Raw genomic sequence first — 13,795 nt, 5'->3', positions numbered from 1 at the left:
TGGATAGGAAAATAAAAAAATAAGACAGCTAAAAACGGATTATCTTTTGATTGAAAATTTTATCCTAAGGACATCCATGGTACAATTCCTTTTCCTTCCATTATGGGCAGCATAATTTCAATTTTTGAATGGTATCAAATGGCAAATACAGATAAAATAAAATCATTTGACACTCCTACAGAAGACCTTTTTATCATCATTACATAGAGAGAAAAAGAACTTAAAGAAGCTATAAACGCGATACAAAAGAAAAAGAATAAAACCATTACAAAGCCAGTAGCCAAGAATCGCTGAATATACAATAGCGATTTGAGTGTTAACTCAAAACATTTTTCAGTAAATTAATGTACATTGTAAGCTGAAAAGTAGCCGATTAAAATCTGCTATTGCTCATATACAAGAACCTTATAGCTAATTAAAATAAAATCATAAAAAACCAATGGCAATTAGCAGAAGCCAGATAAAGAATCGAAGGAGATGAACGACCAGCTGTCCATATCATCATCCAATAAATCCATTGTGGTTCTGCCTTTTGTTAACATGAGTGCTGACCCTGAAAACGAATACTTTAGCGATGGCATTACAGAAGAAATAATCAATGCCCTAACCACCGTTAAAGGCCTGAAGGTCATTGCCCGCACATCTTCCTTTGCATTTAAGAATAAAAATATAGATGTACGAACCATTGGTGATCAGTTAGGAGTAAGTACCGTTTTGGAGGGTAGCGTACGGAAAGCCAAAAACAGGGTTCGCATTACAGCGCAGTTGATCAGTACTGATGACGGTACTCACTTTTGGTCAAAAAATTTCGATCGCGATTTAGAGGACATATTCGCAGTACAAGATGAAATCAGCTTAAGCATTGCTGACCAGATCCGAGAAAACTTTGGTCACCTCAACATTCAAGAACATTTAATTGAAGCACCAACTAAAAATATGGAAGCCTATGACCTATATCTTAAAGGTCGCTACTACCATTTAATGTGGGATGGACAAGGAATGGTAAATTCAATAGCGCTCTATGAACAATGCGTAGCAACAGACCCCTCATTTGCTTTACCTTTCTTTGGTTTGGTGTATAGCTATGCCATGTATGGATCATGGACAACTAATAAAAGATTATTACAGTTGTCAGAAGAGAACCTTAACAAAGGTTTTAAGCTGGATAAACAATCCTATACAGGGCATTTTGGTCAAGCGACACTACATTTTTGGGGTCATTGGGATTTCATTAATGGCCAGAAGATTTTTCAAAAAGCAATAGAACTTAATCCATCCTATACGGAAGCAGAAGAAGGCTTATGCGAATTGTACACGGCAATAGGTTATTTCGAAAAAGCTCTATGGCATGCCGATAATATTTTAAGAATCAACCCTTTGTCTCCAAATCATTATTTTACCAAAGCGAATATTTACTATCTAAAAGAGGACTATTCGGAAGCGCTTAAATGTTTAGAGACCTCATTGAGCATCAATCCTGATTTCACACATTCTATCGCATTAAAACAAATCTGCTTAATTCTTACGAAAGATTACGAAAAACTAAATAATTTCTTAGATAAAACTCCTTTGGCAGAGAGACCAGAAGAATGCCGAGTATTGTACCAACTGGTCAATTCGGAAGATAAGATCAATGTTGATATCAGCCGGGCTAGTTCAATGATAAAAAAAGAGATTGGGGAAGCACTTTTCCCCTGGCCACTGTTTTTGATGGTCCATTTAGGGAAACACGAAATGGCATTGGACTTTTTGGAAGAAAACATCAAAATGCGTACCGGTCAAATCATAAACTTTATGAATATTCCGCTGCTTAAACCTTTACATCAATATCAGCGATTTCAAGATTTGGTACAAACTGCTTTCCGTGTAGAACTATTGCCGCCTAATTCTGAAATACAAATACAAATCACCTCTACTAAAGCCTTAATGGCAGATGCTGAAATCAAGACAGCATTAGGCATTATAGAAAAAGGAATGAAGGAAGAAAACTGGTTTCTAAACCCCTCTTTATCTTTACGGTCTCTAGCTGAAAAATTGAATATTAACAGCAACAAGATTTCTTGGTTACTGAATGAACGAATCGGCCAAAACTTCAACGAATACATCAATAGTTTACGTTTGGAGCACTTCAAAACGCTTGCTCTAAATCCTGAAAATAGCCACTTTACCCTTTTAGCTCTAGCCTATGACAGCGGCTTCAATTCTAAATCGGTATTCAATACCTTCTTTAAAAATAAGGAAGGAATGTCACCAAAAGCCTGGCTGAAGGCTAATCAAAATTAAGCCTATTTAAAGCAGGTTTTAATATCACTTTTAAGTTCTGAATTACATTTCAGGACGATTCGTCTTCCTTTTCACTCCATCTTTGTATTATCAATTCGATAAAGCAGAGGTAGGAATCATAACGGGAAGTGCTTTGCAGAAATCGAATTTCTAAAAAATGCATATGAAAACAGCATTATTAACCTTGACTTTGCGCGGACCATTTTTGCTCGCCAAATCTCAAGACACAAGTGTTGAATTATCAACGTTCGGAGTACAAACCGGAGTTTTAGGAATCTGGTTTTACAATGAAGTAAAACTGCCAAAAAACATTAGTGATATAAGTGATATAGCAGAGCCTCTGTTATCCTGATGTTAGGTGCAAGCAGGAAGAAAAAACCATAATAAGAAAAACTGAATGAGTAAAATACATATTGTTTTTGGACCTCAAGGGGCAGGAAAATCAACATATTCAAAGAAATTAGCAGACGAAGTTAAAGGAATTCATTTGGGAATAGATAATTGGATGTGGAAATTGTATGGAGATGATCTTCCTAAGTCAATGAATCTAAAATGGATTATGGAAAGAGTTGAAAGATGCGAAAAACTAATATGGGAATTATCAGAAGATATATCTAATCGAGGATGTGATGTGATACTTGATCTTGGATTTACTAAGCGAGAGAAAAGGAAATTATTCCTGCAATTAGCCGAGGAAAACGGTAAAGAGATTCAATTACACTATGTGTCTGCAAAACATCCACTTAGACGAAAACGAGTATTAGATAGAAACGTGAATAGAGGTGCAACTTTCTCATTCGAAGTAACAGCAGGAATGTTTGATTTTATGGAAGGGGAATTTCATAAGCCAACAGACAGCGAATTAACGAATGCCGTAATAATAGATACCAACCCTAAAGAATAAGAGCCAGTACTTAACATTAGAGAACTCAGAATGAAAGAAGCGGAAGAAATTTGTCCAAGTAGTAGAGAAGAGTGGAGAGACTGGCTCGAATTGAATCATAAAGAAAAGGATGCCGTTTGGTTGGTTTTTTATAAAAGAAGCACTCCAAATTTCAATCTCAGTTGGAGTGAATCTGTTGACGAATCTCTTTGCTTTGGTTGGATTGACAGCACTAAAAAGACAATAGATGATGAGCGATTCATACAATATTTTAGTAAAAGAAGGCCGAAAAGTAATTGGTCAAAAGTGAATAAGGATAAAGTAAAAAACTTAATTGACCAGGGACTTATGAAAGATGCTGGCTTTAAAAGCATTGAAGTCGCAAAAGAAAATGGCTCGTGGACAATTCTAGATACTGTTGAAAGGCTAGAGATACCTGAAGACCTAGAACGAGAACTAAGAAGAAAGAAAGGAGCAATGCAATACTTTGAAAGTCTAAATAAGTCTTCTAAAAAGGGATTTCTCTACTGGGTTGCTTCGGCTAAGAGAGATAACACAAGAAATAAACGAATTTCGGAAATCGTTGAAAACGCGAGTGTACAGATGAAACCAAAACAGTTTAGATAAAACGGCTTACAATAATAAGCATACGAAATACTCTTTTGGCCACTGCGCTTGAGACTAAACTAAGATGAAATTTTAACACAACATAAAAATGAGGATAAATATGAAACCAGCGGTTGTAATAAGCCTTTCTGAAACAAAGGTTGAGGTAATAAGGAAATTTGATTCATCAGTAGAATCTGTCTGGAAACCTTTCACCAATACAAGCTTGGTTAGTCAATGGATGCTTGGCCCTCCTGGATGGTCAATGCCGATATGCGAAATAGATTTTCGAATCGGTGGTATCTATAGGAACGTTTTTCGAAATGAAGTAGAAGGATTAGAAATTGACATTACAGGCGCCTTTCGTAAAATCGCAACACATCAAAAGATAGTGCAAGACGAGCAGCATAAGATTGGAAGTTCGAAAGGAGGAATCACTAAAAGTACTGTAGTCACATTAACTTTTGAACCAGTAGGTGAAAGTACCAACGTTAGAACATTGATTGAATATGGTTCTAAAAAGGAACGTGACGAAGCCTTGGCAACTGGGATGGGTGATGCAATGGAAATGGGTTACTGTCGCATCGATGAGCTCTTATCTAATTGATACTGTCAACAATAAATATCAAAATGAATAAAATAAAAACTCTCTTTTTTCTAACATCAATAATCTTTTTCACAAACTGTCAAAACAAAAACAATCCGACAGCAAAGTATTTGTCTGAAACAACAATAAACCAAATAGACACATTGATGAAAGTGTCATTTGATCGTGGATTATTCAACGGGAATATTCTTATTGCAAAGGGCAATAATATTATATATCAAAATGAATTTGGATATTCAGATGCCTCTAGATCAAAAAAACTTAGTAGAAACTCATTATTTAACATTGGTTCTATAGCAAAAGAATTCAACGCTGTTGCGATAATGATTTTAAATGAAAGAGGGTTACTTCATCTGGATGATAAAATCTCAAATTTTGAATTGCAATTACCAGAATGGTCAAATACCATTAGTATTAGGCATCTACTTCAATATACTAGTGGACTGCCAAGAATCAACTGGAACAATGTTAAAAATGACCATGATATCTATAACGAATTAAAAAATATTAAACATCTAAGTTTTAAACCTGGCACAGATTACTTGTACAGTAACAATAATGTTTTCCTACAAAGAAGAATTATTGAACAAGTATCTGGAATGAGTTTTAATGATTTCATTCAAAAAAACCTACTTATTCCTGGCGGTATGACAAATACTATTATTGACGCGGATACTCAAAACCCTAATTTAGTAACCGCATTTAATAATGCTTTTGTAAATGATAGAGAAATGGATATCGAATTCTCTGGTTGGGTAAACCCTACTGCAAATGATATGTATAAATGGATAATCAACTTACATTCAGGACAGTTTATATCTGATAAATCATTAATTACTTTATTTGATTCGCATTCTAAGGAAAGTTCTTCTGCTTTAGGAATTGGGGTAATTGAGAATGACACTTTGCTAATTCATCAACATCATGGATCGTCTTTCAATTATGAATCTTTTATCCATTTTAATGTGAAAAAAGATTTATCAATCGTTTTAATGACAAATAATAAAAACCGCAAGCTTCGAGAAATAACTGATGCAGTCGAAAATATTTTAAAAGGCAATTCCTTTTCAATACCACAGAAGTCTATTTATCTCGCAATTAGAGAAAAATGTTATGATAATACTAGTGAGGGAATTCAGCTTTATAAAAACTTAAAAAAGCAAAATTTTTCGGAATATAATTTTTCGGATGAAAATGAATTAAACCAACTTGGCTATGATTTGATAAAGAAAGGTCAAACAGAAGAGGCCATTAGGATTTTCACATTGCTTATCTCAGAATTCCCAAATTCATCAAATGCATTTGATAGTATGGGTGAAAGTTATTTCCTAAATAACCAATTTGAATTATCAAAAATAAGCTATCAAAAATCTTTAGAACTCAATCCTGAAAATACAAATGCAGAAGAAATGATAAACAGAATTGAAAAAATAAATGTAAAAACAAACTAATGGCATCAAAGTGTATAATTCAGTGCTAGTTCTAGCCTACTTTCAAAAATCCACTCTGATTTTCTATTCGGATGGTATTTGCAAAATTAGTTGCTTAAACGCGCAAAAAGATCATACACAAAACCGGTTGACACTCCAAAATAAAAAGAATGAACATAAAAATAGTAATGATTTCAAGTTGTATTTTTTTAGGTGCTTTAGGAATCACTTTCACGTTTATACCTGATGAAATTATCTCAGGTCTGAGCGCAACACCAAACCCAATATCAATTTTGTCACTACAATTATTAGGTGCACTTTATCTCGGATTCACAATGTTGAATTGGATGGCAAAAGGATCTCTAATTGGCGGCATTTACAATAGGCCTATCGCTATTGGGAATTTCATGCATTTTGCAGTTGGAGCATTAGCTCTAATTAAAATAATTACTAAAATTCATACCCATTCAGAAATAGTTATTTCGTTAACTGTAGCCTATTCCGTTTTCGCAATACTATTTGGTTATGTCTTAATAACTAATCCATCCAGAATAGAAAAAAAAGCTTAAAAATTATGACACTTAAAAATGCAATTAACTTTTTTGAAAGTTTAGAAGCTGAGACAAATAGTAAATCTGAGAAAAAGGTTTACCAAGAATTTATTCAAATTATAAGTAGTGTACAAAAGAAAGATTTACCTGAAAATGATATTCAATCTATAGAAACAGAATTAGATAATCTTAATTTTAAATCGAACTCTGTGAACAGAAAAAAATATTACAAGAAAGCGATTAATGATTTTAAAAAATATTTAAAAGACACATTTTCCTTAACTACAAAAGGGTATTACACAACTTTATATGGTGGACTAGGATTAGTATTTGGTTTACTATTTGGAGTTGCAATTTTATCTAACATAGAACGCTCGTTAGGGATTTCTATAGGTTTAATTGGTGGAATGGTCATTGGTTCAATTATGGGTCGTAGCAAAGATGCTCAAGCTGAAATCTCTGGAAAGATGCTCTAATTTAATGATTTCTATACTTAAGACGCATATAGTTTATGACGGGTGAACGGCTGCCAGCAAGTTTTTCTCTCCGTGGCGAACTTTAGCTCCGATGGACAGAAAAGTGCTTCAAAACGTATAAAACACATATTTATACTGTTATACAAAATTAAAGACAACAAGAATGAATAAAAGCAATAAAATGACAAAAGGATTAAAAATAGCATTGACAATGGGGTTCATTGTTTTCTTTCAAGAATTCATACAAGCTCAGATAAATCAAAATCAACAATTTTTACAAAAAGTGGGTGTTGCGGATAGCCTCTATTCTGAAATACTTGATGAGTCAAGAAAGTTTTATGTGCAAATACCCGCTAACTATAATGCAGATAAAAATCAAAAATACCCCGTAGCATTTATTTTAGATGGAGAAATATTTCTACCTACTGTAAACGATGTTCAAAATTATTATAGCGGTGGTTTTACACCCGATATGGTACTTGTGGGTATTGCTAATGATAAAAACAGGATTCGAGACCTCACTACTTCCACCATAACCACCAAATATGGTATGCCCTTCAATGAAAAAAACGGAGAGGCAGACAATTTCAGGAAGTTCATTGAGAAAGAGCTAATTCCTTTTATTGAAAGAAAATATCCAGTCACTAATTACAGAACCCTGATTGGTCATTCCTATGGAGGTTTATTTACGATTTCCACACTACTTAATCAACCCGATTTATTTTCGAATTATTTAGCCATAGATCCAAGTCTAGATTGGGACAATCAAAAGCTATTGAAAGAGGCTCAAGACGTATTTGCAAACCAGAATTATACAAACAAAGCCTTATTTATATCATTGAGTGGACAACTACATATGCAGAACTCGCAAATAACGATAGACAATGTAATGCAAGACACCACAGACTATACCTTATTCCCAAGGTCTAATATTACCTTCTCAAATATAGCTAAACAAAATGCTAAGAAGGGTTTATCGCTAGACTGGAAATTTTATCCGAACGACATCCATGGCACAGTCCCTTTCCCTTCAATTATGGACGGGTTAATTTCGCTATTTGAATGGTATCAAATGGAAAATACTGATAAAATAAATTCATTTGACACCCCAAAGGAAGAACTTTATAGCATCATAAAATATAGAGAGAAAAAGCTCAATGAACATTTTGGATATGACAAACCGCCTTACCCTGAGGAACTCCTAGCTATGTCAGGTTATATGAATATGGATATGCAACAAGCTGAAAAAGCGAAAATGTATTTCGAATTGGCTATTGAGTACTATCCGAAAAGTGCAAATGCTTATGATTCAATGGCTGATTATTATGAAGCTCAAAATGATATTTCGAATGCTTTAAAATATGTGCAAAAAGCTGATGAAATAAGTGATAACGATCACTACAAGAAAAGAATTGAAGAACTTAAAAGAAAATAACTAAGGCTAATCTTTTTATTAGCAATGGAAGTTGATGCAGTAAATATTAAGGTTTGTAACCCGCTCAAACTGTATAGTAGTTTGAAACGGAAAAGCCAGCATTCAGCCTCTACTCATACAGTATGCCGTTGTAACACATAAAAACAGATATATTATGAAAAAAAAGATTTTAATCATTTCACTAATGATGTCCTCTACTTTTTGTTTTTCGCAAGAAATCAAGACCTTATTTTCATCAAATGATAGCAAAAAAAACCTATCCTTTGGTAGGTATGGTGGGCCACTAATTGAAACTACTCAGATCAACAGCGATTGGGGACTAACGATAGGAGGAAAAGGGGGAGTTATTATTAATAATAAATTTGCTTTTGGGGGAATTGGAAAGCGTTTAGTTAGTAAAAACAACTTCTTAGGAAATAACTTAAATGGGAATGAAAGTACTTCTTTGACTTTAAATTATGGCACTGGAGGAGTTTTTGGAGAATATATATTTAATATGGTGAGTCCTGTTCACTTTTCTATTCCTATCAATCTTATGGCTGGAAATGTATCTATTGAAGAAAATAATGTTGATATTGAATCCTCTACCCTATTCATTTTTGAACCAGGAGTTAATTTAGAATTTAACTTTTCGAAATATTTTATTTCAGCAATAAGTGTATCTTATCGACAAGTATTCGGAGGCTTCCTTAGTAAACCTTAATAATCGAGATTTATCTGGATTAAACATTGGTCTAGTGTTCAAATTCGGAAATTTTTGAAATATATGACAACTATGGTAAAAAAAAACTTAGCTGTCCTGTGTGACAGCAAAGCTTTTTAGCCAGAACCTTGGCCTCCTTAGTTGACACGAGCTTTCAGCTCGTGTCATCATAACCATCATGACCATTCAATAAGTGAACATAATTTAAAACTTTCTTTAAAAGAGAATGTCATTTTTGGCCTTAAGTCGTATTTCCACGATTAACAGCATCTAAAATAGCTAGCAAGGATATGACACTTGGCCAAGGTTGGTAAAGAAACAAACCATGTCGTGGGCTTTCTTTCGTTACTCAATGAACGAATAAGTCTAAGAATTCAATGATAGCATCAAAAGTTTTTGATTGAGGATCTACAAAGAAGATGCTTTAAATCCTACCAAAAGCATCCTTACCTTTTTGGCAATAGCTATGCACGAGGTGTTAATTCAAAATCGATATTCAATGACTTCTTTAAAAAGCCCTAAGCAATGACACCCAAAGCCTGCGTGAAGAATAATCAAATTTAACCTATCTCATAAGGTACTAAATATCATTATTAAGTACTGAATTTCATTTTAGGACGATTCAGCTTCCTTTTCACCCCATCTTTACAATATCAAATCGATAAAGCAAAGTGAATAATCATTAGATGATTCATTTCTCCTTAATAAAAATAGAATAAGAATAACTGGAGATACTTTGTGAAAATAGGAATTTAAAAATGGAATTATGAAAAAGACATTATTAATCTTGACATTGTGCGGACTAACTTTAATCGCCAAGTCTCAAAATACTAGCGTTGAACAATCAACATTCGGACTACAAACTGGAGTTTTAGGAATTTGGGCATATAATGAAGTGAAACTTTCAAATAGCTTTGCACTGAGAACAGAGCTTGGATTTGATTTTGGTATCTGGGAAACTACATATTACGATGATTATAACTCTCCGTTTATCCTCACCCCTGTAATAGTTATTGAGCCGAGGTTTTATTACAATCTCAAAAAACGCGCAAAGAATTCGAAAAGAATTGATGGAAATAGCGGCAATTTTATTGCCTTAAAAACTAGTTATCATCCTGATTTAGCCCTGTTTAATACTGACGATGCTCCTGTGGTAAGCGATTTCGCCATTATACCTACATGGGGAATTAGAAGAAATTTAGGAGAGCATTTCAATTATGAAGCAGGTATCGGAATAGGATACAGTTTCACATTTGCTAAGCGCGCAGGTTATTCTGAAGACAAAGGTGGACTAGAACCAAATATGCATTTGCGCATAGGGTATAAATTCTAACATAAGCAATAATTATTCTTAAGACTTTCTGCCTAAGGTAGGGAGAGATTTATAACAAATAATAAACACATGAAATTTAGAATTTTGATTTTGATACTTTTCTGCACATCACAATTGCATGCCCAGATATATACTATCAGTGGATATGTGAAAGATGCTAGATCGGGAGAAGTATTGATCGGAGCAACAGTGGTTGATAAGAACCAGCCTAGTATAGGAATGGCTGCCAATATATACGGTTATTATTCCTTTGAATTACCTAAAGGAGAGTATACGCTGAAAGCGAGCTATGTGGGGTATGCAATCAACGAAGTAACAGTAAACGTCACAGAAGATATTTCAATAAATTTTAGTTTGGAAGAGGAAGCTTCAAGACTGGAAGAAGTAGTAGTGTCTGCAACGCGAAGTGATGAAAATGTTAGTTCAGTAAAAATGAGTACTGAAAAACTTCAAATTCAAAGGATTAAATCAATACCTGCTCTTCTTGGTGAAGTCGATATAATTAAAAGTCTACAATTATTACCGGGCATTTCTACGTCTGGGGAAGGCACTTCCGGCATGTTTGTAAGAGGAGGAAGTGCTGACCAAAATTTAATATTATTAGATGAAGCTACTATCTATAATGCCAGCCACCTTCTTGGCTTCTTTTCTGTTTTCAATCCCGATGCAATAAAGAATGTAGAGATTTATAAAGGTGGAATCCCTGCAAAATATGGCGGTAGAATTTCTTCCATATTAGACATTCAAATGAGGGAAGGAAATAATCAAAAATTGCAAGCATCTGGAGGTATTGGTAGTATCAGCAGCAGATTGACAGCTGAAATTCCTGTTGTAAAAGATAAGTCTTCTTTGCTTTTATCGGGAAGGAGAACTTATGCTGATATATTCCTAAATTTTCACCCAGATAAAGACGTAAGTACTAGCACGCTCTATTTCTATGATTTCAATACGAAATTTAACTACAGGTTTAGCGATAAGGATAAAATTTTCGTTTCTGGTTATTTTGGTCGCGATAAATTGGGTCTTGGAGATTTATTCGGTTTTGACTGGGGCAATGCCACTTTTTCTACCCGTTGGAATCATCTTTTCAATGAAAAATTATTTCTAAATACTACTTTACTCTACAGTGATTTCGACTATGGGTTCGATATAAGTTCTGCGGGATCAGGCTTCAATTGGAATTCAGGCTTAAAAGAGTACAACCTAAAACTTGACTTCGATTATTTTCTAAATAATAATAACACCTTGTTTTTTGGTGCTAATGTTATAAACCATGTATTTGCTCCTGCTGAAATCAAATCGGAAGATTTCAATGTTCAGGACTTCAGTCTCCAAAATGATTATGCATTAGAAACAGCACTTTATGTGAGTAATCAGCACACCATCAATGATAAATTGAGTTTGGAATATGGTGTTCGGTATTCCTCATTTGCAAAGATTGGGCCTGATTCGGTATCTATTTATGAAGAAGGTCTAAGAAAGAGTGCAGAGAATCAAATAGGAACTGAGGTTTTTGACGAAGGTCAGCTCGTTCAACATTATGGTGGATTTGAACCGAGATTAGGAATTAGGTATATGGTTAATTCCAAGTCTAGTTTGAAAGCTTCTTACAATAGAATGCGTCAATATTTGCAAGTGGCAACAAACGCAACTGCCGGTTTTCCCACCGATCGATGGATTCCTGCTGATTATCATATCAAACCTGTAATTGGCGATCAAGTCGCGGTGGGTTATTTCAGAAATCTAAAAGATAATGCATGGGAAATCTCAGTGGAAGGGTACTATAAATGGCTTCAAAATGTGGTAGATTTTCTTCCTGGAGAAGACGTTTTACTTAATGACAGAATAGAGACCGCAGTAGCAGATGGAATTGCATGGTCCTATGGAGCGGAGTTCATGCTGAAGAAAAATATTGGAAAAACAACAGGTTGGTTAAGTTATACTCTTTCAAGAACTCAAAGACAAATTGAAGGTGTTGCAAGCGGAGATCCTTATTTAGCTCGCTACGATAAGCCGCACGATATTTCATTAGTTCTATCGCATAAGTTTTCTGAGCGCTTGTCCTTCTCTGGAAATTGGATATATGCAACAGGTGCAGCTGTGTCATTTCCAGAGGGAAGATACAACATGAATGGACAGAGTATTCCTTTTTATGATGATAGTAAAAGAAATACTAGCCGGATGCCTGACTTTCACCGCATGGATTTAGGGCTAACATATGAATTGAATAGCAGGTGGAAGCATTACAATCATGAGCTTACATTTTCATTTTATAATGTTTATAACCGCCAAAACCCCTTTTCAATAGAATTTAGAGAAGTCACTAATGAAAATCCAAGGTTTGATCCAACGCAAGATGGACCAGTAACCAGTACTAGACCAGCCGCAGTGAGAACTTCATTATTTGGAATTATTCCTTCCGTAACCTATAATTTTTCTTTTAACTAATGAGAGCAAATAGAAATAAAATATTGAGTGTACTTTTTGCAGTTCTACTTAATTGGAGCTGCCAAAACATTATTGATTTGGACTTAGAGCAATCTGACACCAGGTTAGTAATTGAAGGCGAAATCCTTGATAAAAACACGATTAAGCGAATCAGAGTATCGCAAAGTTTAAATTATTATGATACTGGTAGAATGAACCCAGTTACAGATGCTGACATCAGTTTGCTAGATGAAAATGATAATCTGATTAGTAGCTTTTTTTATAATACCCAGGATAGCATCTATCAAACACCCGATTCCTTGACTTTGGATGTTGGATCAGCGTATAAAATTCAAATAGAAGCGAATGAAGAATTATTGGAAGCAACAGGAAAAATCTTAGAAAACCCCACTGTAGACTCAATTTATTATTTGTCTGATCAAGAGCTGATGGAATTGGGACAGCCAGTATTCGAAGAGGGTTATTTTCTGTTTGTAAATGGTAAACTGAATAATGAGGGTGTGGAGTATTTTAAATTAGATATTTCGGTAAATGATACACTTCAAAACTCAAGAGACGATATTTCGAATTCAATTTTGACTTCTGAGTTATTTGGAAAGGAATTTCAAGGACTGCCCATTCCTGGTTCTTTTGAAGAAGAAGATGAAATCTTTTTAGAATTTTACGCCATAGAAGAAGATGTTTACCAATATTATTTAGAATTCACCAATCTACTTTTTAATGACGGGGGCGTATTCAGTGCACCACCGGTGAATCCTTCTACGAATATTAATAATCTCACAAATCCTGAAAATAAACCGTTGGGCTTTATTCAGTTTAGTTCAGTACAAACGAGAAGTATTATGATTAAGAAAGGGGATTAAATGCATTTTAGTCTAACATCTGCCAATCGAGTAGAAAAATGCTATTCAAAAATGAATAGAAAAGTAGGTTGCAATATATAAATCAGAATAATTACAGTTTTTTTAGCTCAATTGATTTGAATTATCAGCATACTAAACTTAAAAACAATTAGTCAATAGTAAACAATAAATAAACAA

The 13,795-nt window shown here is 34.3% G+C and carries 13 protein-coding genes; all 13 read left to right on the top strand.

Translation table 11 applies throughout. The features are described 5' to 3' along the window. Positions 1-477 precede the first annotated feature (477 nt). Positions 478-2,283 (top strand): helix-turn-helix domain-containing protein, encoded by a 1,806-nt coding sequence (locus Q3Y49_RS10335; protein ID WP_303268078.1) that lies wholly within the window; start codon positions 478-480, stop codon positions 2,281-2,283. A 163-nt stretch (positions 2,284-2,446) separates the two neighbouring features. Further along, a complete protein-coding gene (locus Q3Y49_RS10330) occupies positions 2,447-2,635 on the top strand; it encodes a hypothetical protein (RefSeq protein ID WP_303268077.1) in 189 nt (62 codons plus the stop codon). 45 nt (positions 2,636-2,680) lie between these two features. Further along, positions 2,681-3,187: a P-loop nucleotide/nucleoside kinase family protein gene (locus Q3Y49_RS10325; RefSeq protein WP_303268076.1), complete on the top strand. Its 507-nt coding sequence runs from the start codon at positions 2,681-2,683 to the stop codon at positions 3,185-3,187. 30 nt (positions 3,188-3,217) lie between these two features. Next, positions 3,218-3,793, top strand: a complete 576-nt coding sequence (locus Q3Y49_RS10320) for a YdeI/OmpD-associated family protein (RefSeq protein ID WP_303268075.1) — start codon at positions 3,218-3,220, stop codon at positions 3,791-3,793. 100 nt (positions 3,794-3,893) lie between these two features. Continuing rightward, a complete protein-coding gene (locus tag Q3Y49_RS10315) occupies positions 3,894-4,379 on the top strand; it encodes an SRPBCC domain-containing protein (protein ID WP_303268074.1) in 486 nt (161 codons plus the stop codon). 146 nt (positions 4,380-4,525) lie between these two features. Next, on the top strand, positions 4,526-5,830 hold the full coding sequence (locus tag Q3Y49_RS10310; protein ID WP_303268073.1) for a serine hydrolase: 1,305 nt from the start codon (positions 4,526-4,528) through the stop codon (positions 5,828-5,830). A gap of 149 nt (positions 5,831-5,979) precedes the next feature. After that, positions 5,980-6,378 carry a hypothetical protein gene (locus tag Q3Y49_RS10305; protein ID WP_303268072.1) on the top strand — a complete coding sequence of 133 codons (399 nt, stop codon included), beginning with the start codon at positions 5,980-5,982 and terminating at the stop codon, positions 6,376-6,378. A 5-nt stretch (positions 6,379-6,383) separates the two neighbouring features. Beyond that, entirely contained in the window at positions 6,384-6,836 is a 453-nt protein-coding gene (locus Q3Y49_RS10300; protein ID WP_303268071.1) for a hypothetical protein, read from the top strand. 163 nt (positions 6,837-6,999) lie between these two features. After that, a complete protein-coding gene (locus Q3Y49_RS10295) occupies positions 7,000-8,271 on the top strand; it encodes an alpha/beta hydrolase-fold protein (protein ID WP_303268070.1) in 1,272 nt (423 codons plus the stop codon). A 154-nt stretch (positions 8,272-8,425) separates the two neighbouring features. Further along, positions 8,426-8,974, top strand: a complete 549-nt coding sequence (locus tag Q3Y49_RS10290; RefSeq protein ID WP_303268069.1) for a hypothetical protein — start codon at positions 8,426-8,428, stop codon at positions 8,972-8,974. Positions 8,975-9,740: 766 nt separating this feature from the next. Beyond that, positions 9,741-10,307, top strand: a complete 567-nt coding sequence (locus Q3Y49_RS10285) for a hypothetical protein (protein ID WP_303268068.1) — start codon at positions 9,741-9,743, stop codon at positions 10,305-10,307. A 69-nt stretch (positions 10,308-10,376) separates the two neighbouring features. Beyond that, positions 10,377-12,755, top strand: a complete 2,379-nt coding sequence (locus Q3Y49_RS10280; protein WP_303268067.1) for a TonB-dependent receptor — start codon at positions 10,377-10,379, stop codon at positions 12,753-12,755. Then, positions 12,755-13,618: a DUF4249 family protein gene (locus Q3Y49_RS10275; protein ID WP_303268066.1), complete on the top strand. Its 864-nt coding sequence runs from the start codon at positions 12,755-12,757 to the stop codon at positions 13,616-13,618. The genes Q3Y49_RS10280 and Q3Y49_RS10275 overlap by 1 nt, the downstream gene beginning before the upstream one ends. Positions 13,619-13,795 lie beyond the last annotated feature (177 nt).

The sequence above is a fragment of the Marivirga harenae genome (assembly GCF_030534335.1).
GTDB lineage: Bacteria > Bacteroidota > Bacteroidia > Cytophagales > Cyclobacteriaceae > Marivirga > Marivirga harenae.
Note: the sequence above shows the minus strand (reverse complement) of the source record. Positions and strands in the feature narration are given on the sequence as shown.